Source organism: Photorhabdus asymbiotica (genome assembly GCF_003634575.1).
Taxonomy (GTDB): domain Bacteria; phylum Pseudomonadota; class Gammaproteobacteria; order Enterobacterales; family Enterobacteriaceae; genus Photorhabdus; species Photorhabdus asymbiotica.
In genome coordinates this window covers 349,956-372,013 of sequence record NZ_RBLJ01000001.1, presented here as the reverse complement: position 1 = coordinate 372,013, position 22,058 = coordinate 349,956, and the positions used below count along the sequence as shown (strand labels likewise).

The window sequence follows — 22,058 nt, the reverse complement described above, 5'->3', positions numbered from 1 at the left end:
ATTTAACTGAGAAGGAAAAGAAAGTGACAACAGAAATGTTAGCCAATATGCAGACCCGTTGTGTTGGTCGTTATCTGATTGATATCCCTGAGGCATTTGGCAATATTATTCATGATGGGATATTTATTGGTGAGGCGGCAATACAAACTGAACGTCTGTATCCACCGGAGTTTAAATATCGGATAGAGTCAAGGGAGCAGGAATTAAAGACGATGCAATATGTTGATCCGAATGATATGCCTTTTTTAAAAAAGGTCTATCGCCTCCAGGATAATATGGAAGGTGTAATTTTCGACAGGAATGAAAGTCCTGGTACTCCTGGTTATGCCCGAGTATTAGAAGCACATTTGTATAGTAATGGAGTTGCTTTTACCGTAACAATGGAATTTATTGAGTTATCAGATGATAAGTATAAAGCAGACAGGGATGATTTTATCAAAGGTGGATTTTCTGAAAGGCAATACAATAAATTGTATCAAACTCGGGAGAAAATGAAAAGATTACTTTCCAGAATCAGCGGCAGAAGAGATACCGAAATCCCGACAGTGGCAGGCACTTGCATTCCTGACGGGTTTATTGCCGGTAGTCATAATGAGAAAGAGAGGATGACTTTTGTCTATCGGGGAAATAAAGATGATAATTTCTCGTTTAGTGTTGAAATCATTAATAACCTGACAGGGGAAAATACTTTGCTTGAACGTGTTGATAAAATTGAAAAGGATTTGCATGCTAATCGTGGAGGAATAGCCAGAAAAGGGAAACGGGAAGTCAACGGTATTCATGCGGAAGAGTTATTAGCGATCGGTCTGCAACCTTTTGATAATAGTTCCCGCTATCAATTTGAGTTAATTGCAAATGAAACCGCAGGAGATTATAAAAATCCCTATGTCAGTATTATGTTAATGAATTACCAGCTACCCCCGACGCCCTATACCGGCGATGAGCTAATTACGTTTTGGGATACAGTAACGAGTACCTTCCGTAAAAGACCGGGGGCTTTTGAATCCCGATAAAATGCGTTTTAAATGAAAATGCTTATAGGGATATAAGGGTTAGAAATTGGCATGGAGAAAGATAAGCAAACGCGAATATGTAGGTGCAGATTGAATAAGAGAAATATCTTATTTGTTTTATTATCTATCTTGGCTATTTATACCTTATGGCGGTGGTATTTCCCTGACCCTTATCACCCCAATTTAACTGAGAAGGAAAAGAAAGTGACAACAGAAATGTTAGCCAATATGCAGACCCGTTGTGTCGGTCGTTATCTGATTGATATCCCTGCGGCATTTGGCAATATTATTCATGATGGGATATTTATTGGTGAGGCGACAATAGAAACTGAACGTTTATATCCACCGGAGTTTAAATATCGGATAGAGTCAAGGGAGCAGGAATTAAAGACGATGCAATATGTTAAACCAAAAGATATGCCTTTTTTAAAAAAAGTTTATCGCCTTCAGGATAATATGGAAGGTGTGATTTTCGACAGGAATGAAGATACTGCTGTTCCTGGTTATGCCCGAGTATTAGAAGCGCATTTGTATAGTAATGGAGTTGCTTTTACCGTAACAATGAAGTTTATGGAGTTATCAGATGATAAATATAAAGAAGATAGAGATTTTTATATAAGGAACGGATTTTCTGAAAGGCAATACAATGAGTTGTATCAAACTCGGGAGAAAATGAATGAGTTACTTTCCAGAATCAGTGGCAGAAAAGATACCGAAATCCCGACAGTGGCAGGCACTTGCATTCCTGACGGGTTTATTGCCGGTAGTCATAATGAGAGAGAAAATATAGGTTTTGTCTATCGAGGAAATAAGGATGAGAACTTTAAGTTCAGTATTGAAATCCTTAATGATCTGACAGGGGAAAGTACTTTGCTTGAACGTGTTGATAAAATTGAAAAGGATTTGCATGCCAACCGTGGCGGAATAGCCAGAAAAGGGAAACGGGAAGTCAACGGTATTCATGCGGAAGAGTTATTAGCAATCGGTCTGCAACCTTTTGATAATAGTTCCCGCTATCAATTTGAGTTAGTTGCAAATGAAACCGCCGGAGATTATAAAAACCCCTATGTCAGTATTATGTTGAAGAATTATCAATTACCGCCGACGCCCTATACCGGCGATGAGCTAATTACATTTTGGGATACGGTAACGAGTACCTTCCGTAAAAGACCGGGAGCTTTTGAATCCCGATAAAATGCGTTTTAAATGAAAATGCTTATAGGGATATAGGGATTAAAAATCGGGATAGGGAAAGATAAGCAAACACGAAAAAACAGATATTTTTTAAATAATGAACTTATGAGAGGCTGAATATGATTTTCAATCCTATGTTTCATCACAATAGGGAGTTATCGTTATGAGCTGGCCTATTCCTGAAATACCTAAACTCAAAGCAGTGGCGCCTTTACGTTATCGGCGGTGGTTTATTGTTTTGATTTTGATGCTGGTTGTTGGCACACTCGTTGGCGCCTTTCTAAACGGTACTACTGATCTCTTTCATATTGCGATTTATGGCAGCTTACCGGCTTTCTTTGTGTGGCTGATGTTATTTGGCGCGGTACTAAACCGTTATGAGCGATATTGCACGGCGGAGCATGCTTGGGAAGAGGCCAGCGCTGAAACTCATTTCCAGTGGCAGCAGTGGAGCAGAAAGCAACTGGCAGTAGTTGGTAATATTATTTTGACGCCGGAACAGCAAGGTGTTGCGCCATTATTAGGTGATCCGAAAGATATTCCTGCTTTTCCTCATACAGGACGGGCGCTGTATTTACCATCGAAAGATATCCGGCAATTATTGGATAACATGGATCGTGATTTTGAGAAACAGTGTCCGGGTTATCGCTACCATTTGCACAAAGTTTACCTTGCAGAAACGCCTGCTATCGACTTGTTTCAGTACCAAAAAATTATCTGTAAGAAGTGGAAAGTGGAGCTTGTGCGCATAGCGAATCGGGATGAAATCGATAAGTTATACAACGATGCGGCTTTTGAGGGGGTGGTAATGGTTATTGCATTCCAGTGCTGGCCTTCTGAAAGCGATAATAAGGTATATAGCGAATTCGTATCTGCTCAATTATTCTCATCGACAAAATTTGCCATCCAGAAAAAATTAAACATCCTGGCTGGTATGGGAAGAGCATTACCTTCGTTACCGGGAGAAATAATACAAGATCTGCATATATTGTTTGAATATAACCGTATTGATAAAAAAAATATGTGGCACCTTTGGGGAACAGGTATTACTGATGATGTACTGACTAAACTGGCAATTTATAGCCATGAGCATTCACTTAATTTCTCTCCGGAAAACCCGATTCATTTAATTGATCATACTTTTGGTTCACCAGGGCCGCTGTCTGCGTTTTTGGTATCCGCTATGCTAACTGAGGAAATCAGTTTGACAAAGAGTGACCATATCATCATTAATCAATTACCTGATGGTGGTGCGATACTCTATTTAATGACAAAAGAATTACACTTGTGAGAAATATAAATTAATCTCAAAGAAATAATCAAAACATCTTCATAGTGATGAATCATAATTAATGATTAAAGCGGCTCATAAATTTGCGGAATGAGCCGCAGGCGATAGCTGAATTAATTCTGTTGTTTCTTATTATTTAATTTGCCTCCATTGGTGAATGTTTAATAGAATTGAAAATGAAAAATAATGTTTTATTAATATTTCCTTCAATGATTAAAATATAAGTCATAGTTATTTCTCAGTTAGAAAAGGGGCGGTATATAAGACAGTCGATAACCAGATGCTTGCTGTGATGAACATAATAATAAACTTGGTGAAACGCCAATAAGATGGTTTGGGAATTGTATTTGTGGGAGTGATTGATTGGGTATTTTTGGACTGGCTATCTTCTGGTTCTTTATCCTGAAATGGCAAAATAAAACGATAGCCTTGTCGATATACCGTGTGTATTGCTTCGCCTAGCTCACAATAGCGTAGTGTCCGGCGTAATTTACAGATCAATTGCAATAGATTGGTTTCTGCTACTCCGTTTTTGCGTTCGGGCCAAACCAGAGGGATGAGTTGTTCCCGGTTTAAGATGTTCCCTTGTGAGGCATGCTCCCACAATGCGAGCAGCAGGCGTTTCTCTTTCTCCGTAATGATAAACATATTCTTACCATGGATTATCTTGTTGGAATCACAGTCCAAATAAACATCTCTAGTTATTTTCAGCATAATGCATTCTTTGCCTCTGTTTAGTGTTTATCTATCCGCCATAGCCAGGTGGCTCAAATAGGCTTATGCCTGCTGAAACTTATATAATTTCTGCATTAATAATGCAAGAAAATATATAATTTAAAATTCTTTATTTTGCTTTGTAATGCATGTTATTTTCCCTGTTTTTATTAAGAAATAAAATTAATGATAATTATTTATCAAATTTATTTATATTTGTGGAGGCGGTTATTTGTTATGTATGAAATAAAGGGAAGTTTCATAATTGCCGTCGCGATCCATCTTGAAATCTATTGGGTATAGATAAAAATTTCTTGGGTATTATTAAGTTTTTACAAGTTGTTTTTATGCAAATCAGAAAATAGATGGCTATGAATGATAACCCAGTTAACAGGGGAGTATTGGGTGATTGTATTGCGCTATTGAGCAAGGACAGCGATAGAAATAATTAGTTTTTATTTTTAACTTTTATTTAGGTATGGCTGAGTGATTATTGATTAGCGAATGGCTCTAGTGTGATGTTTGTCACGTATTAATTTAGTTGGTTCAGGTGTTAGTTAAGTCGCCTCATTTCTTCTGTGAGGATTTGGATATAAAAGCCGGGCTAATACACCAGAGGAATTAGGCATGATACCTAAGGGCGGTAGCGTACCTAAAATGATGAGTGTTTTAGCTCAATATAAATTTTTTTAGGAAGGAAATAACGATGTCTACAACTGCCGATCAAATTGCTGTTCAATACCCAATCCCAACCTACCGTTTTGTCGTTACCATTGGTGATGAGCAAATGTGTTTTCAAAGTGTATCAGGATTAGATATCAGCTATGACACAATCGAATATCGTGATGGAGTAGGTAACTGGCTACAAATGCCCGGTCAGCGTCAAAGACCCACTATTACCTTGAAACGAGGTATCTTTAAAGGTCAATCTAAGTTGTACGATTGGATTAATTCCATTTCTCTTAATCAGATAGAGAAGAAAGATATTTCTATCAGTCTGACCGATGAAACAGGTTCAAATCTGCTGATTACTTGGAATATTGCTAATGCTTTCCCAGAAAAGCTGACTGCGCCTAGTTTTGATGCCACCAGTAATGAAGTTGCAGTGCAGGAAATAAGCTTGAAAGCAGATCGGGTTACTGTTGAATTCCATTAATACACTGTTTGGTATCAGGAATAATCTGGTACGTCAATGCAGTGCTTTTTAAAGGCTAATATTATGACAATTGATACATCTTATCCGGGTGTCTATATTGAAGAAGATGCTTCATTGGCACTTTCTGTCCGTACAAGTGCAACGGCAGTTCCTGTTTTTGCTGTTGCAGATAACAATTCATTAATGTCAGCTGCCTATATTCGCATTAATAGCTGGTTGGACTATCTGACACTAAAAAAAGGGCAATTTAATTCAGCTGATATGCTTGATATTTCACTACGTGCTTATTTTATTCATGGCGGTGGATATGGCTATCTGGTTAAAACCCCAAATTTAGTTAGCCAGGTTCCAGAACTTGACGATGTCACTTTGCTGGTTGCTGCTGGGGAAGACATTAAAGAAGCGGCAAGTACACTTTGTAAACCAGGTAAAGGATTATTCGCCATTTTTGATGGCCCAAAGGATGATACCCAGATAAAAACACCAGAAAACATACTTAAATCTTACCCTGCAACCCCTTATGGCGCCGTTTACTACCCTTGGCTGACGGCTGAATGGGGAGAGAGGAAAGCTCTTGTTGAGATTCCACCCAGTGCAGTGATGGCCGGTATTTATGCCAGTGTCGATAACAGCCGGGGGGTTTGGCAAGCACCGGCTAATGTCCCTATTCAAGGAGGATTACAACCTAAATATTCGGTGACTGATGATCTGCAAGCGCAATATAACAAAAGTAAAGATAAGGCAGATAAGGCGTTGAATATGATCCGTACCTTTCCTAAGGGCAGTACGCTTGTTTGGGGGGCCAGAACACTTGAGGGTAGTGATAACTGGCGTTATATCTCGGTTCGTCGCCTGTTTAACAGTGCAGAAAGGGATATCAAAAACGCCATGAGTTTCGCCGTATTTGAACCCAACAGCCAACCAACTTGGGAGGTTGTGCGCCGGGCTATTGATAATTATCTCTATTCTCTTTGGCAACAAGGCGGATTAGTGGGAAATAAAGCTGATCAGGCTTATTTTGTTCAAATAGGTAAAGGTACCACCATGACTGATGACGATATTAAACAGGGCAGAATGATCGTCAAAGTGGGTATGGCGGCGGTTCGCCCAGCCGAATTTATTATCTTGCAGTTTAGCCAGTTAATTGGGCAATCCCGATAAGTTATGGTGGCCTGTTTATACCCTTCATCCTTCAAGTTGCTGCTTTGTTGGCTGCTTTCACTCACCCCAGTCACATAGTTATCTATGCTCCTGGGGATTCGTTCACTTGCCGCCGCGCTACAACTCGAAATTTATTGGGTATATAGCTGCTAATCATCTAAATTGAATGAGGAAGTTATAATGCCTTCTGTCGCATATACTACACCCGGTGTCTATATTGAAGAAGATGCTTCACTATCGTTATCAATTAGCACCAGCCCAACAGCGATTCCGGTTTTTATTGGTAAGTTTTTCAGAAAAGATGGGAACCCGATAGAATCGGGTAGCTGTATTAAAATCACCAGTTGGTTGGATTTTACCTCACAGTTTTCATTTTCGCCTGTAGTGTCAATAAAGGCTAAGTCTGAACCTGAATCTAAGCCTAAAACTACGGGACCAAAAGACATTCAGAACATTCAGAAACTTGCTGTTACTGAAGTTAATGGTGGTGGTTTGCAGAATGAAGATGAAGATAAAGATGATGAGAAGGATGAAGGTAATAAAAATAAAGGAGAGGAAGAAGAGGTTAAATACACCTATACCTATGTTGCCACTATCACGGCCACGTCTTTAAGTGCCTTTGCTGTGCAGCATTATTTTAATAATGGCGGTGGTGTCTGTTATCTATTGCCATTGGTAGCAACTGAAAAAAGTACTGAGGAATTAGCAGCGCTGCCAGATCTGATTGAAAAACAGCAGGAGATCACTTTACTGCTCTGTGCTGAAACGGATGAAACGTTAAAACCCCACACAAAACAGAAGGTTTACAGTGGAATAAATTCCCTGTTAAAGGACAAAGTGGGTTATTTTCTGATTGCTGATGGCAAGAATGAGACAGATAAACCTGATACCCAACCGGATAAAACTGCTGTTTATTATCCTGATTTAAAGACCTCTTTTGCTTATAGTCAGCCAACGGATGCTGATATTGTGCTAAGTGGTTATAAGGGTAATAAGGGAGTGAATACTCTAGCCGCGCTGAAAACGGATTCACCAGAAGAGTATAAAAAAGCTAAAAAATTAGCTGATGATGAATGGAAAGCAGCTAATGTACCGACAATACCAATTACCCTGCCACCAAGTGCTGCAGTTGCGGGTGCTTATGCGGCAACCGATGCCAGCCGTGGTGTTTGGAAGGCACCGGCCAACGTAGTATTGAATAATGCTATACCAGACAAGGTGATCACGGATGATAAGCAAGGTGATATGAATAAAGCTGGCATTAATGCTATCCGTTATTTTACCGGCAAAGGCACACTGATTTGGGGGGCACGTACCCTGAAAAAAAGTGATGACTGGTGCTATATTCCGGTACGTCGCTTATTTAATAGTGCAGAGCGAGATATCAAACAGGCAATGCGAGTTGCTGTCTTTGAACCCAATAGCCAACCCACTTGGGAGCGAGTACGGTCAGCTATTGATCATTATCTTTATCAACTCTGGCAACAAGGGGCGCTGGTTGGCAGTAACCCTCAGGAAGCTTATTTTGTGCAGATTGGTCGGAGGATCACCATGTCTGACGAAGAAATTAAGCAAGGAAAAATGATCGTCAAGGTTGGGATGGCGGCGGTTCGTCCGGCTGAATTTATTATCCTACAATTTTCTCAAAACGTAGCACAGTAACGGCATTGAGACGCGGTTTAACGCTGCGTCTGTTTACTGCTAAGGAGATGATAATGGAGATAATAAAACAGCCGGGCGTAACAGTAACGGAGAACCTGATATCCCAGAAACAGGATAATGAATTCATCGGCGTACCTGTTTTTATTGGCGATATCCAACGTCGTGTCAACGCAAGCAGTAGCGATAAAGCTGTTAAACTCACCAGCCTGACCGATTTTACTCTGACATTTGCTCAGTCAGGATTAATGTACTATTCCGTGCGCCATTTCTTTGAAAACGGGGGGCAGCAAGCCTATGTATTGCCACTGGGTCTTAATGAGCGATTAAAAGATTTTCAATCATTGATCACGGTGCTACAACAGGATTGGATTAAACAGGCCATTTCCGCAGAGAGTGCTATCACACTGATTGTCGTTCCTGATGTTGCCCGCTTTAATCGGATGGGGGATCTCAGCGCAAAAAGAGATCTTTGGTTGCAGTTTTGGCAATCAGTGCTCGATCTTTGCAAGAGTCGGCGTGGCATTATCGGCTTGCTGGATGCTCCTGATGATCCAGCACTGGCGGCTAAATGTTTAGAGCAGTTTTCCTCACGTGATCGGCAATGGGGCGCGGTATATTGGCCAGCACTGAAAAGTACTTACCAAGACGAAAAGCAAAATACTATCGTGCTTTCGCCGACTGCTGCGGTTGCTGCCGTCATTCAGAGTAACGATAAACAGAAAGGCATATGGAGCGCCCCTGCTAACGTGGCTTTAGCCAAAGTGGTTAGTCCGATACGCTCTTTTATTGAAGCTGATGAACTTTTTAATCGGGATGACGATACCCCGCTGAATCTGATTCGCAGCTTTCCCGGCAAGGGGATTAAAATTTGGGGATGCCGAACTCTGGACAACACGCCCGATTCCCCCTGGCGCTATATTCAAATTCGCCGTCTGGTTTCCTATATTGAAGCTCATATAACCCGACTTGGCCATGCCTTCGTTTTCGAGCCAAATAATCCCATCACCTGGATGAAACTTAAAGGCCAAACTTATAACTGGCTGCATCAGTTGTGGTTAAAAGGGGGGTTGAGGGGGACTGAGGAAGAGCGAGCATTTGACTTATTACTCGGTGTTGAAGAATCAATGAGTGAAGCGGATATGCGGGCCGGGAGAATGATCATGAAAATCAGGCTAGCACTGTTAATTCCGTCAGAATTTATTGAGCTGAGTCTGACGTTTGATACGCGTACCGGTACAACCAGGTTAAGTTAAACAGGGGCAAAATATGCAAAACTTCTACACCCCGTCAGTATCACACCGTTTTATCGCCAGTTTTCTTTTTAACAATATTCCTAGTCCACTTGATATTGCCTTTCAGCGGATCTCGGGGCTGAGTCGTGAATTGCAAACTACCCAACACAGCCAGGGTGGGGAAAATGCCAGAAATGTTTGGCTGGCCGATAAGATCCAGCATGGCAGTTTAGTGTTGGAACGTGGTGTTATGACGGTGACGCCGCTCACTCTGATATTTGATCATGTCTTGCGCGGGGAAAAAGCGATTTATGCTGATGTGGTCATTATGTTGCTGAATGAAAATTATTTACCCGTAGCAAGCTGGACAGTGAGTAACGCGTTACCGGTTCGTTGGTCTACTGGTGACTTTGATGCCAATAGCAATGCTGTTTTGGTGAACTCTTTGGAATTACGTTATCAGGATATGCTCTGGTTAGGAGTGACAGTATGACGGTAGAAATTAAAGAATTAATTATTCAGGCAAAAGTCACTGATTCCACGAGTGATTTATCATCCCCACGAACATTAGCCCAAGAAGAGTTAGATAACGCCCGCCTGATTGAGAGAGTGAAGCGAGAAGTGTTAGAGGCATTACGTGAAGCCGGAGGCCATTATGAGCTTAATTGAACGTAGTCTGTCCAAACTCACGCTGACAGCTTTTAAAGATCGGGAAGGTAAAATCTTAGTGGGCAGTTTACAAGTTATGTATAACCCTGATGCAATCCAGTTCAATTATCAGGCCAGTTATAAAAAGGGGGAAAGCGTTACCAGTACCCATCAAAGCAACCACTATATGTCATCTCAGCCTGCTAGCCTGTCATTAAATCTATTGTTTGACGCATCCATGCCCGGCAACAATACGCCGATCGAAACCCAGCTGGCGATCTTGAAAACCCTCTGTGCAGTTGATGCCAGTACTAAAGCATCCCATTTCCTGAAAATCAAATGGGGCAAAATGCGCTGGGAAAATAAAGGTTATTTTGCTTGCCGGGCCAACGGTCTCAACATTCATTACACCTTATTTGACCGGGATGCTACGCCGTTGCGGGCAACGGCCACCTTATCTGTGGTGGCAGATGAGAGTTTTGTTATTCAGGCTACCGAGCAACAGTTAAAATCACCACCGGTTACTGCGGTCAGTGTAACCGATATGCTCTCTCTACCATTAATTGCACTGGGTGCCGGCGCTTCTTTGGCGGGTGGTATCGATTATCTCTCTCTGGCCTGGCAAAACGGTCTGGATCATTTGGATGATTTTACGCCAGGACAAACGCTGCAAGCAAGGAGGGAGGCATGAATATACCCGTGATAGCCATTAAGATAGATGGCAAAACGCTCAGCCAGTTTACGGTTATCAGTCTGACAATAAACCACCATATTAATGGTATCCCTTCGGCTAACATTACTTTGGGTATCGTTGGTGATGCGAGTCACGTCTTCGAGGCAAAGGCTCAGACTGAATTAGCAAGTTGTCGCCCGAATCATGAACTTATCGTGCAGGTCCAAAAAAATGTGTTATTTAAAGGTGTCATCGTTCGGCAGGCACTGGGGCTTAAAGGTCAGGACAGCATGATTATTCTGACGGCAAAACATCTGCTGCAAAAATTAACCCACAGCTTCCACTCGCAGCTATTTAGTAAACAGAGTGATGAGGCGATTATCAGGAAGCTATTTAGTCAAGCGGGCCTCTCTGTGACGATAAAACAGGCTCCTCAGCTGAAAACGGTTCATGAGCAAATGGTTCAGTTTCGCTGTAATGACTGGGCATTCTTAAAAAGTCGGCTTAATGCCACTCATACCTGGTTGCTGCCCGGTTACGATGCTATTACGTTGGTCACGCCTGCGTCACTGAATCATTCAACTGTGCACACTATTCGTCAACGTGATAGCCATCAGGACGTTGTACTGTTTGAGGCTAATTTACAATGGGATAATCAGCGCAGTCCTAAAATAGTCAGTGTGCAATCTTGGGATATTAGCCAACAAAAACTATCGAAGGCCATTCAGGTAAAAAATAGTGGGTTGGGGAAAAACCAACTGGCTATAGATAATCTGAAATCACTGACCGATCAGGAATGGCAATGGATTTTCAGCTATCCGTTGGATAATGAACAAACTAAACATTTTGCTCAAGGCATCATGGACAATCGGAGAAGTCATAATATATCCGGCAGTTTTGAAGTTGAAGGTAATGATAGCTATCAACTGGGTCATATTCTGGCATTAAGCGGCTTTGGTCAGGGGATGGATGGTCAGGCGATTATCACGGGTGTTAGTCAGACAATCACTCAGCGACAAGGTTGGCGTACCCGGTTAACTTTAGGCATGCAATCCGACGCAGAACAGGCGGTACCGCAAGTTAGAGAGTTACATGTCGGTATCGTGGAGAAATACCAACAAGACAGCCAGTCACTGGAGCGTATCCCGGTTAAAATACCCGCGTTTAACTTGACCAATGGTGTGCTTTTTGCCCGGTTGGGTAAACCCTATGCCAGCCATGAAAGTGGATTCTGTTTCTATCCAGAGCCGGGGGATGAAGTGATTATCGGTTTCTTTGAATGCGATCCCCGTTTCCCGGTGATATTAGGTTCCATGCACAACCCTAAAAATAAATCACCGTTAGAACCCAGTGAAAAAAATTTGGTGAAAACGTTAGTGATTAAACAGGGGGATAACCAGCAGGCATTGCTATTCGATAATAAAGATAAAACCCTCGCATTTAATAGTGGAAAAAATACGTTATCTCTGCAACAGGATAAAGATATCACAATTAATTCTGCCAAAAATCTTATCGCTCAAGCACAGGAAATTAATATCCAGGCAGAAAAATCCCTGTCAGTTGCGGGAAAATCTGGAGTAGATATTAAAGGGGCAAAAGTTAATTTAACGCAATAATAGGATAGCAAAATGACAAACAAAATATTGGCTGATATTTATGGTCGGGGCTGGGCATTTCCGCCACAATTTTTTATCGATGAAAGCATTCCTAAAGCACAACCCGGCGTAATAATGTCGGAAGGAGCAGAATATGTTCGCCAGAGTATGAAAATTCTTTTTTTAACGGAACCTGGCGAACGGATTATGCGTGAAGATTATGGTTGTGGCCTGAATGATTATATGTTTGAAAATATCAGTGATGAACTGATAGCACGAATTCAAACGCGTATTGAAGAGCGAGTATTACGTTATGAACCCCGTGCAGAAGTGACGGAAATTCAGGTGAGTCAGAGAACCGATTTGCCTAATACCTTACATGTTCAGGTGACTTATGTCCTGAGAGGCAGTGAAATTAGCCAGCAAATTGAAGGTATTCTTGAGATTGGCGAAGGGCCGATACAGGTGATCTTATGAGTAAACAACTGGTTGTTGATGGCGACATCCTGCTATTCGAACCGTTGTTTGGCAACCGGCAAGTCATCGTTTTGGGACCTGCAACGATCAGAGGCAGCGGGCATGCGCAAATCCGGGGGAAAAAGATCGTTATTGTGGGGGACGAAAAAAAGGTCCAGTTTCAAGCGCAGTATATTACCCCTAGCCATCCGATACCCGGCATGGGCATGGTTACCATTGCTCAGTTAGATGCTAGCCAGCAGGTAAATTTTTGTCGCAGCCCTGTTACGGTGATTGTGGTTGGACAGCAATTTATCGCCCGTTTTACGCCGTCACAACCGGCAAATAATCCATCAACCGGGCCGGATGTAACGGTACCAAGTATGGGAAAAGGTCGTTTTATTGCCAGTCAATATGCCGTTAGTGCCGGATAGATAACAGTTTATACTCTTCATCTTTCAAGCTGCTGCTTTGTTGGCTGCGTTCACTTACCCCAGTCACATAGTTATCTATGCTCCTGGGGATGCGTTCACTTGCCGCCGCGCTGCAACTTGAAATCTATTGAGTATAATCTTATTTTCAAATAACCATGATCTCCTGAAAACATATTAAGGTTATATTTAAATAACAGGTGGCGTAAATATGGAACAGACCGGATTAAATAATAAACTTACCGCTATCGTACCGGATACCGATTTTAAACTTGATGAAAGAAGTACATTGGATATTTTAAATTGGCTTAAAACATATGCGGAAAAAATCCCCTTTGATCAAGAGAAAAAACAATTCTGGGACAGTTTCTACTTTATTCAGGAGAATAATCCTCATCAATTAGCGAGTATTTACCAAAATGCGAATAAAGCAAATGGCCTTTTACCCGCACATCAGGCATTTTTGCTGGCTTTTTTAAAACTATTAGAAACGACTAAAATATTATTCAATACCTTCCCGGTACGGCATCGTAATCTTTATTACCGGGAGTTATTGGGCTTAAAACCTAGGAAGGCTCAGGCGGATCAGGTTGCGATAGGTATTACCCTGAATGCTGATTGTGCTGAATATCTTATTCCGAAAGGAACCCTCTTTGATGCTGGGCATGATGGGGCGGGAAATCCTTTACAGTATGTGTCCGAATCCGATTTATTGGCAAATCAGGGGGTATTGACCGATTTGCGTTGGTATCGAAAAGAGGGTGATGGCTGGAAATCAGCAACATCTCTGAATCTTGCAGATGGCATTAAATTACCTGCAAACGATATCCGGCTTTTTAGCCCAACGCCTAATGATGTCCCGATTCTTGCGGGTTATCTGATTACTTCATCTCTATTTGCTATGTCGTCAGGAAAACGCAGTATTAAAGTGACACTGGAGAGCAAATGGACGGGTAATGTTGATCACATTACCGCTCAGATCAGCTCGGGAGATCATTGGCTTTCACTACCGAAACCTTCTATAACAACAGAAGTAAAAGAGAATACTAATGTTGATTGCCTTACATTTTACTTGTCAGCTAATGATGATCCCATCACTCCTCCTGATGCCTTGGATAATATGACATTTAAGGTACCGGTATTAAAGTTAGGTGCCACTCGAGGCCCGATTTTACCCAAGATTATAGATATCGAAGTCGGCATTAACGGTAACCATAGTGTGTACTATGCCTCTGATGGCGGTATTGAACAAACGGATACAACTAGCTTTCCCTTTGGTCAATTGCCGTCGTTAGGTTCCGGTTTTAATTTGGTTGCTCCAGAATGGTATGGCACTGAAAACGCAACTCTCACGATTACTCCACAATGGATTGGCTTGCCCCAACAAAATTTTTCACAGTGGTATGCAGCATATAATACTAAACTCGATAATAAGGCATTTAAAATTCAGGGTTATTTAATTACACCTGAAAAGAGAGAAAAGCTTAATGAGGGACAGTCATTATTCGGTGGAGATAATGAACCACAAGGGCAAAGCCTAAAGTTTACCTTACCGACAATGGATTACCCTATTGCAAACAATCCAGAGCCCAATGGTTGGCCTGCATCGGTGCGTATAGAACTGGTCGAACAGGATTTTATGCACGCCCAATACTGGAAAGATCCCAAAGATAAGAATTTACCCTATACGCCACAAATCAGTGCGTTGCAGGTTCAATTCAGCGCTAAAGCTAAGCCGGAGCAATTTGTTGTTTATCCTCTGACGCCTTTTGGTCGGGGCGAGGCGGCAGCGGAAACGCCAGCATTCACCCATGAAGCATTTTATTTGGGATTTACCGGTGTTTTACCGGGACAAACGCTATCCCTATATTGGCAATTGGAAGGTCTTAAGGCGCTTAATTTATCTTGGTTTTATCTCAATAACAGCAACACTTGGAATCCATTGGATAAGCTAGTTCACGACCAAACCTGTAACCTATTTGACCGGGGTACCTGGCGGGCCTTATTACCGGAGGACGCTGCAAATCAAGTTGCTCAGATGCCGACGGGACGGTACTGGTTGAAAGCAGAAATAACCAAGCAGATTGAACCGCGGGATTACCCTCGCATTAAGGGCCTGTTGTATAACGCCACCGTCGCCACTTTAGTCAATGCAGAAACCGTTGAGCAGGATCATTTTATCAATGGATTGGCCGCCGACAGTATTAAACAACTGGTTACTGCATCCGTTGCGATCAGTGGTGTTACCCAACCTTGGGCATCCTGGAATGGTCGCCCGCCAGAAACTGAGCAAGCTTTTCTGAAACGGATTCCTACCCGGCTATCTCATCGTAACCGCGTGTTGAGTTGGGGGAATATGGTGACATTGCTAAAAGATCATTTTGTTAGCTTATTTGATGTTAGACACCATTCTGGCAGTAAATTAACCACTATTCCGGCACCAGAAAAGCAGCAATTGATAGTAATCCCGGACAACCGTTACAAAGATAACCATGATGCGCTACGCCCCAAATTGAACGCAGCTCGATTGAAAGAAATGGTCGAATGGTTAGGTCGATTAAGTAGCCCTTGGGCAGCAATTGAAATTAACAATCCTACCTACGTTGATGTCCTGATTAATTATCAGCTGGTATTTGTCCCAGGTATTAATCCCGACTATGGCGATTATCAACTACAGCAAGAATTGAGTCGGCAATATATGCCGTGGGGGGAAAATCCTGTTATTGGTGTCGCAATCGGCAGTCACATTAATTATTACCAATTATTAGCCACAATTCAGCGCTCACCTTTGGTTGAGCGGGTCACTGGCTTAACTTTGCAAAAGGGTAGCCAGAGTGTAGGTGGTATAGGTAAAAGTATTGAAGCTGACGATAACGAAGTACTGATTTTAGTTTGGCCTGAAAAGAATTCCGCAAACCAAGGAGTTAACAATGAATAATCAGGATGCATTGTTTCCCGTCGTTAAAGACGATATTGCCTTTGATACCTTACTTACTCAGGCTAAGACGATTATTAAGCAACAATCTGAGCAATGCTGGAGCGATATAGGGGAAAATGATCCCGGTATCACGCTATTAGAAGCCTGTTGTTATGGTGCGTCCGATTTAGCCTATCGCCATTCACTACCACTTCGGGATCTCCTTACTCCCAGACAAGAGGAACAGACATTCGAAGATGGTATTTTTCCCAAAGAGTTTGGCCCGGAACAAGTGCTGACTTGTGGTCCCATTACTACGGAGGATTATCGCCGGGCTTTGCTGGATTTGCATAGTGACGACACGGTTAATGGTTATTTTTTATTTAATGATGTGCGACTGATATGTGAGCCTCAAGATAAACGCTATGAGTACTGGTATAGCAAAGAGGAACGTAAATATAGATTCAAAAATTCTGGAACAGATAGCAAATTAACTCTAAGAGGAAACTATTGGCTTTATTTACTCCCAAGTCGGAAAACTGAAACCAATAAAACTCAGGCGGAGAAAATCCTGAAAGACTTCTTGCGAAATAACCGTAACTTGGGAGAATTCGTCAGTAAAATTATTTGGCTGGAACCCGTCGATTTACCATTACAGATTGATATTCAGCTAAATGATGATGTCAAAGATATTGCTGACATATTGGCTAAAATTTATATGACAGCGGAAGACATGGTGATTGAAAAGCCATTACGCTATACCACTGAGGCGATGAAGGAGCAGGGTTACAGTAATGAAGAAATTTTTGATGGACCTTATTTACATCACGGTTGGATACCTAAATTACCGCCGATTAAAAATTACGATGGCTCGATGGAGTTAAATCTAAGCCCCTTGGTTAACCGATTATTGACTATTAAAGGCGTTCAAAGTGTAACCAGGCTGGAATTAGGTGAGTATGATACTAGCATTATTTCTCCACTATCGAACGATCATTGGTCTTGGAAAATTATTAAAGAACATTATTATCCCAGACTATGGGGTAAAGATCCGTTAGCGTTGATTGCCTCACCAAACAGCCCACTAACTATTATTGCTAAAGGTGGCGTGAAAGTTGCAGTTTCTAAAGAAGTTATAGAGAAAAAACTCATTACAGAACCATTGATTAATACACAGCCAGAATTATTAAACTGGGGAAAACATCGTAAAGTCCGGGACTACTATCCGGTGAGCAATAAATTACCCGCTTGTTATGGATTGCAGACCGATGCCAATACTCAACAACAAAAGCAATTACATCAATTTATGCTGCCTTTTGAGCAAATATTAGCTAATGGCTGCGCTGAACTCGCTTTATTGCCAAAACTATTGGCATTTAAACAGCGAGGAAATGCGGTATATGGTGTACAATGGCCTTTTAAAACGAATACGATTAGTCAAAAAGTGCATCAGAAAATAATGCCTGACTTAATCAAGCAATTAAATGATTATTCGCAAATCGACAATAATGACGGAAGTTATTCTAAAGAATTGGAAATTCTAGATTACCTGTTAGGCTATTTTGGGACTCATCGTGCAGCCAGACCACTGATACTCAGTCGACAGGATTTTCTATCCACCCAGCGCGGTTATTTGGCTCAACAGCCAGAATTAGCCTATCAACGTAATAATATTCGTATTGATAAAGTGTCAGCATTACAAAAGCGAATTGCGGCCAGACTGGGTTTAGGGAAAAAATGTTTCAATGAAACGCCAGATTTGGCTGACCTTCCTTTTTATCTGATTGAGCATCGTCGGCTTTTACCAATAAAACCTAATGCAAAATTCGATGACGAACAGAAGCCCGAACATCTGGATGTTAAAGATATTCCCGGTTCTAAAAGTCATCATTTAATCATTACCCAAAAAGAAGATGTAGGGCAGCTATTGCACGGGCAGATGATTGACCTGATTATCAAAGGTGATAATAAATTCAGATTGCGGGGCCAAATAATTACCGAGATTACAGGAAAATCATTTTATCTTGACACCCGTAACAGCATTGTTTTGGAGTACAGATGGAAAGAAGTCCAGCAGGCATTTAAGGATAATAATTTGTTCTGGTGTGATAGCCCGGTGTGGTTAGAAGATATGGATTATCAACTGGTTTATGACGATAAATCATATAAAAGTAATGAAAAAGATGAACAGTGGATTGTCTCTAATGCTCACAGTCCTTTTCCTGCAATGATCAATAAAGATGATGAAATTACTCTGAAATGTGTCATTACACCTCATATATCATCAAGAAATACAAATACGTCGACAGGTTCAGATTCTCCATCAGATTATGAGCTAAAAGCCAAGATAGTAGACTTTGATCGTATTGATGGACGGATAAAACTCGAAAAGATAGCAGGTCAGAACAATATTTTTCCGCTAAAGGAAGAAGCATGGCGTTATCGCTGGTATTTCTCCAGTGAAAAATATGCTCATACCGATCGTTTTTCATTTGTTGTCAGCGTAGTGATTAATCGCCAGTTAATTGGAAATAATAATGTTGATCCTCATAAACTGGAATCATGGGTAAAAACTGAAATTTTAGCTGAATTCCCGGCGCATATTTCTATGATTATTCATTGGTTATCACCGGAACGTTTTAAAAATTTTGCCAGCACTTATAAGCGTTGGCAAAATAATGGCTCCCCTTTAGGAGACGAGGCATATCATATTTTAGAAATGTTAACCTTGGGACGTTTGCCTTCGGCATTAACTGGCACAGGAAATTTGCGAATTGCTAGCAAACAACAGGAAAATGAAGTCATCAATGCACCTAGTGATGAATTGCGTGCTAAGATGATTGAGGCTAATCAGCTATTATATGTGCCAATAGTTAATAAGAATACGGGAATTAATGATAATGAAAAAAATACATTATCTGAACATTCTCCATCTCAGTCTGAAGATGATAAAACCAAGGATTAATTTACATATGAGAAAGGGTAATGTTTCATCATAATAGGAACCATTGATTTTACTATTAAATTAATTATCCTTTATTATTTAGTCGTAATATCCACATGGGTATTTAAAATAATTCGATACTATAAGGTGATAAAGATGGGAAAAGAAAATGATTTACCAAAAGCAGAAAATACTAAGAGTGAATCAAAAGATCTCTCAGTAAAAAATTTAAAAGATCGTTTTAAAGAAGGCAGTATTCCATTACAGACTGATTATGAACATTTAATTGATATTGCTGATATTGGCCGTAAAGCAACCGGGCAAGCGCCTGGGCAAGCTGGTAATCCAAATTCAGCGCTAGCATTAGATGATCATGGTAGATTAGTGGTTAAAGCTGGGAATGGTATCACTGTTGATAAAAATGGCATTAATATTAATTCAGACCAAATATTTCCTAAAGGAATGATCGTGATGTTTTCAGGTTCAGAGAATGAAATTCCCCCAGGTTGGGCTTTTTGTGATGGAGGAGAATACAATGGCATTAAAGTTCCAGATTTAAGAAACCGTTTTATTATGTGCAGTGAGACCTTTGCTGAAAAAGGGGAAAGTAGTAAAAAAGCTAATGGTGATGGAAATAATAAAAACTTCTTAAAAGATACAGAATCAATAACAGTTTCTATTGATGTTAAAGTAGAAAATACCACACTGGATATCTCACAAATACCTAAGCATAACCATATTCAAGGTCTTCCCTATCATAGCGATGTAGGATTTGGATATCCCCATGTTAAATGGGGTAAAACACCATACCGAATAGATAATACTTATTCTTCGTCATTTTGGCACACAGATAAAAGTAGCAATAATGATGATCTCCATCCAAATACATCAGAAGTTGGGGAAGGAAAAGGGCATAATCATTCAGCCACAGCATCATCTTCTCCACATAGTCATAAAGTTGACGTAGTTCCGCCTTACTATTTATTAGCTTTTATTATAAAGCTTTAATTTTATTGCACATTGGCAGATTTATGTCATCTACTTTTATTAATTAAAAAGGAAATGTTTATATGGTTTCTGAGAAAAATCTGCTGAATCGGATTACCGTTAATATTGAAGCTGATAATCAACAGGAGGCTAAAAAAGTATTGCATGGTTCTCTGCTAAATCAAACTAATATATATAAGCTATTTAACTTATATTTTAATGAACATACAATCAATCAAGATATTTATCTGGAAACATTATCATTAGATCTTGGTAAAATAAGTTCTCATAATTTTAACTCATTGTTTACGATAAGGCTTAATGCTGCGCTAAATAGAGTATTTAGTCAATATTATAATAATAATGAAGAAAAAATTTTTCAGAAAGATTCAATTAAATTAAAACACACCAATAAGCCTTCTTTACCTTCTTTAATTAAGGATAAGCATTTAATTAATATAGAGGATTTTATTCATCATTTATATCAGAAAGATTTTAAATTAAATTCAGGAAAATTAATGCTAGATAATGTCAATATCAAACATTTAATTAATCAATTAACACGAATGGGAAGTCACTTGACATTATTATTGGCAAAAAGTTGTTTATCTGAATATAGTTTGCAACGACTTCTTTCTATCAATCAACCGGCTTTATTAACTGCCATTAATAGCAAATTATCAGAGAATATAAATATATCACAGCATCAGGAAGAATTGATTTCCTCTTGTCAACTGATATTGAATGCGCTGGGATATATGCAATCGCATAATATACAGGAGATAATTAAGCCAGATACGCAAGTGATATCACGTATTATCGTTGACCTCAATCAGGGAACACTTAATATTGCGCCTATTATTACATTATTTCGTCAAGTTATAGTGACTAATCATTCCTTATTGAATGAGTGGTTGGCGAAACTGTGGCAAACAGATCTCATTCCACAACTTTGTAAAAAACATTTCTCTATTCAGCAATATGAAACTTTAGTTAATCACTTTAGTTATCAAGAACAAACTTTCAGGAAGCATGTTTTACAGCAAACAACCGAAGTTGATCCTCTATTGACTCAATTATTACAGATATTAGTGATAAAGCCTCAGCAAGATTTACCACCATTAAATCAGCATCAATTTTCATTAATATCTACAGCGATCCAAAAAGGGGAGGTTAAAACAGAAAATATTCTCCAGCTATTGCAACACCCTGCGTTATATAACAGCGCCGGTACAGCATGGTTAGCACCATTATGGCAATTAGCTGCGGTTTCACAACTGGGTAAAAAACATCTTCCAGCTGAACAATATCAACATTTGTCGCAACGTTTTGTATCAAATAATGCAGATCAGAAGTTAATCGCTGAAGATCAGAAAATATTATTAACACCAGAGAACTTGCACGTTAAAGACAATAACTGTAGTCAATTTCGAGCTATTAATAGACCACGCGTTGAGTCGATATTTACTGAACAAACTCCGCTATATCCAGTGAATAATGCTGGAATATTAATTCTATGGCCGATGTTGCCTGCATTGTTTAATCATTTTGGTTTGCTTGAAACACAAAATTTTATTCATCGCCAGGCTCAGTTTAGCGCAGTTGATTTATTGGACTACTTGATTTGGGGAGACGCAGAGGGACAAATAGAAAGAAAGTTACTGAATAATGTATTGTGTGGGCTAATGGTCAATGAAGATAATGAATCAATTTCTCTTGAGCCAGAACAACGGTTGATAACAGAACAATGGCTGGATGCAGTTATTGCTCAACTTCCTGGTTGGAAAAACTTAAGTCGTAATGATGCGCGTCAACTGTTTTTACAACGGTCAGGTAAATTGCTGATCGGCGAACAGGAAATTAAAATCACAATTCACCATCAGCCATTTGATCTGTTATTAAACAATTGGCCATGGCCGTTAAATATCGCAAAACTTCCCTGGCTGAATCATCCTTTATCCATAGACTGGCAAAATATTTAAAA

The 22,058-nt window shown here is 40.2% G+C and carries 18 protein-coding genes; 17 read left to right on the top strand and 1 reads right to left on the bottom strand.

All coding sequences use genetic code 11. The annotated features are described in order from the left end of the window. The first annotated feature begins 23 nt into the window (after positions 1-23). The 3 genes from BDD30_RS01500 (at position 24) to BDD30_RS01490 (ending at position 3,498) form a co-directional block, all read left to right on the top strand. The gene (locus BDD30_RS01500) at positions 24-1,013 is read left to right on the top strand and encodes a T6SS immunity protein Tli4 family protein (RefSeq protein ID WP_231849208.1); all 990 of its coding nucleotides are present in this window, start codon (positions 24-26) and stop codon (positions 1,011-1,013) included. A 204-nt stretch (positions 1,014-1,217) separates the two neighbouring features. Continuing rightward, positions 1,218-2,207 carry a T6SS immunity protein Tli4 family protein gene (locus BDD30_RS01495; RefSeq protein ID WP_231849209.1) on the top strand — a complete coding sequence of 330 codons (990 nt, stop codon included), beginning with the start codon at positions 1,218-1,220 and terminating at the stop codon, positions 2,205-2,207. Between the two features lie 163 nt (positions 2,208-2,370). After that, positions 2,371-3,498 (top strand): hypothetical protein, encoded by a 1,128-nt coding sequence (locus tag BDD30_RS01490; protein WP_015834128.1) that lies wholly within the window; start codon positions 2,371-2,373, stop codon positions 3,496-3,498. Between the two features lie 231 nt (positions 3,499-3,729). On the opposite strand, the gene BDD30_RS01485 is transcribed toward BDD30_RS01490, so the two are convergent. Further along, entirely contained in the window at positions 3,730-4,146 is a 417-nt protein-coding gene (locus BDD30_RS01485) for a winged helix-turn-helix domain-containing protein (protein WP_231849210.1), read from the bottom strand. Between the two features lie 772 nt (positions 4,147-4,918). Between BDD30_RS01485 and BDD30_RS01480 the strand changes: the two genes are divergently transcribed. The 14 genes from BDD30_RS01480 (at position 4,919) to BDD30_RS01415 (ending at position 22,056) form a co-directional block, all read left to right on the top strand. Further along, the gene (locus BDD30_RS01480) at positions 4,919-5,368 is read left to right on the top strand and encodes a phage tail protein (protein ID WP_015834130.1); all 450 of its coding nucleotides are present in this window, start codon (positions 4,919-4,921) and stop codon (positions 5,366-5,368) included. Positions 5,369-5,431: 63 nt separating this feature from the next. Then, complete coding sequence (locus tag BDD30_RS01475) at positions 5,432-6,529, top strand: phage tail sheath family protein (protein ID WP_041382786.1); 1,098 nt, start codon at positions 5,432-5,434, stop codon at positions 6,527-6,529. Between the two features lie 180 nt (positions 6,530-6,709). Continuing rightward, complete coding sequence (locus BDD30_RS01470) at positions 6,710-8,191, top strand: phage tail sheath family protein (protein WP_015834132.1); 1,482 nt, start codon at positions 6,710-6,712, stop codon at positions 8,189-8,191. A 53-nt stretch (positions 8,192-8,244) separates the two neighbouring features. Further along, a complete protein-coding gene (locus tag BDD30_RS01465) occupies positions 8,245-9,444 on the top strand; it encodes a phage tail sheath family protein (RefSeq protein WP_015834133.1) in 1,200 nt (399 codons plus the stop codon). Between the two features lie 13 nt (positions 9,445-9,457). Further along, a complete protein-coding gene (locus tag BDD30_RS01460) occupies positions 9,458-9,916 on the top strand; it encodes a phage tail protein (RefSeq protein WP_015834134.1) in 459 nt (152 codons plus the stop codon). Continuing rightward, complete coding sequence (locus BDD30_RS01455) at positions 9,913-10,092, top strand: DUF5908 family protein (protein ID WP_015834135.1); 180 nt, start codon at positions 9,913-9,915, stop codon at positions 10,090-10,092. The genes BDD30_RS01460 and BDD30_RS01455 overlap by 4 nt, the downstream gene beginning before the upstream one ends. Then, positions 10,079-10,762, top strand: coding sequence for a CIS tube protein (locus tag BDD30_RS01450; protein ID WP_015834136.1), 684 nt, complete (start codon positions 10,079-10,081; stop codon positions 10,760-10,762). The genes BDD30_RS01455 and BDD30_RS01450 overlap by 14 nt, the downstream gene beginning before the upstream one ends. Continuing rightward, positions 10,759-12,360 (top strand): phage baseplate assembly protein V, encoded by a 1,602-nt coding sequence (locus BDD30_RS01445; RefSeq protein ID WP_015834137.1) that lies wholly within the window; start codon positions 10,759-10,761, stop codon positions 12,358-12,360. Before BDD30_RS01450 ends, BDD30_RS01445 begins: the two co-directional genes overlap by 4 nt. 12 nt (positions 12,361-12,372) lie before the next feature. After that, the gene (locus BDD30_RS01440; protein ID WP_041381823.1) at positions 12,373-12,816 is read left to right on the top strand and encodes a GPW/gp25 family protein; all 444 of its coding nucleotides are present in this window, start codon (positions 12,373-12,375) and stop codon (positions 12,814-12,816) included. After that, on the top strand, positions 12,813-13,229 hold the full coding sequence (locus BDD30_RS01435; RefSeq protein ID WP_015834139.1) for a hypothetical protein: 417 nt from the start codon (positions 12,813-12,815) through the stop codon (positions 13,227-13,229). The genes BDD30_RS01440 and BDD30_RS01435 overlap by 4 nt, the downstream gene beginning before the upstream one ends. 208 nt (positions 13,230-13,437) lie before the next feature. Beyond that, a complete protein-coding gene (locus tag BDD30_RS01430; protein WP_015834140.1) occupies positions 13,438-16,164 on the top strand; it encodes a baseplate J/gp47 family protein in 2,727 nt (908 codons plus the stop codon). Beyond that, positions 16,157-19,108, top strand: coding sequence for a hypothetical protein (locus BDD30_RS01425; protein WP_015834141.1), 2,952 nt, complete (start codon positions 16,157-16,159; stop codon positions 19,106-19,108). Before BDD30_RS01430 ends, BDD30_RS01425 begins: the two co-directional genes overlap by 8 nt. 135 nt (positions 19,109-19,243) lie before the next feature. Then, positions 19,244-20,095 carry a tail fiber protein gene (locus tag BDD30_RS01420; RefSeq protein WP_049795201.1) on the top strand — a complete coding sequence of 284 codons (852 nt, stop codon included), beginning with the start codon at positions 19,244-19,246 and terminating at the stop codon, positions 20,093-20,095. 62 nt (positions 20,096-20,157) lie between these two features. Then, the gene (locus BDD30_RS01415) at positions 20,158-22,056 is read left to right on the top strand and encodes a contractile injection system tape measure protein (RefSeq protein WP_015834143.1); all 1,899 of its coding nucleotides are present in this window, start codon (positions 20,158-20,160) and stop codon (positions 22,054-22,056) included. Positions 22,057-22,058: the final 2 nt, after the last annotated feature.

Bases quoted from the DNA above. Each gene is read 5' to 3' on its own strand.
- BDD30_RS01490 (WP_015834128.1), top strand. From the start codon at position 2,371: ATGAGCTGGCCTATTCCTGAAATACCTAAACTCAAAGCAGTGGCGCCT.
- BDD30_RS01485 (WP_231849210.1), bottom strand. From the start codon at position 4,146: ATGTTTATCATTACGGAGAAAGAGAAACGCCTGCTGCTCGCATTGTGG.
- BDD30_RS01480 (WP_015834130.1), top strand. From the start codon at position 4,919: ATGTCTACAACTGCCGATCAAATTGCTGTTCAATACCCAATCCCAACC.
- BDD30_RS01475 (WP_041382786.1), top strand. From the start codon at position 5,432: ATGACAATTGATACATCTTATCCGGGTGTCTATATTGAAGAAGATGCT.
- BDD30_RS01470 (WP_015834132.1), top strand. From the start codon at position 6,710: ATGCCTTCTGTCGCATATACTACACCCGGTGTCTATATTGAAGAAGAT.
- BDD30_RS01465 (WP_015834133.1), top strand. From the start codon at position 8,245: ATGGAGATAATAAAACAGCCGGGCGTAACAGTAACGGAGAACCTGATA.
- BDD30_RS01460 (WP_015834134.1), top strand. From the start codon at position 9,458: ATGCAAAACTTCTACACCCCGTCAGTATCACACCGTTTTATCGCCAGT.
- BDD30_RS01455 (WP_015834135.1), top strand. From the start codon at position 9,913: ATGACGGTAGAAATTAAAGAATTAATTATTCAGGCAAAAGTCACTGAT.
- BDD30_RS01450 (WP_015834136.1), top strand. From the start codon at position 10,079: ATGAGCTTAATTGAACGTAGTCTGTCCAAACTCACGCTGACAGCTTTT.
- BDD30_RS01445 (WP_015834137.1), top strand. From the start codon at position 10,759: ATGAATATACCCGTGATAGCCATTAAGATAGATGGCAAAACGCTCAGC.
- BDD30_RS01440 (WP_041381823.1), top strand. From the start codon at position 12,373: ATGACAAACAAAATATTGGCTGATATTTATGGTCGGGGCTGGGCATTT.
- BDD30_RS01435 (WP_015834139.1), top strand. From the start codon at position 12,813: ATGAGTAAACAACTGGTTGTTGATGGCGACATCCTGCTATTCGAACCG.
- BDD30_RS01430 (WP_015834140.1), top strand. From the start codon at position 13,438: ATGGAACAGACCGGATTAAATAATAAACTTACCGCTATCGTACCGGAT.
- BDD30_RS01425 (WP_015834141.1), top strand. From the start codon at position 16,157: ATGAATAATCAGGATGCATTGTTTCCCGTCGTTAAAGACGATATTGCC.
- BDD30_RS01420 (WP_049795201.1), top strand. From the start codon at position 19,244: ATGGGAAAAGAAAATGATTTACCAAAAGCAGAAAATACTAAGAGTGAA.
- BDD30_RS01415 (WP_015834143.1), top strand. From the start codon at position 20,158: ATGGTTTCTGAGAAAAATCTGCTGAATCGGATTACCGTTAATATTGAA.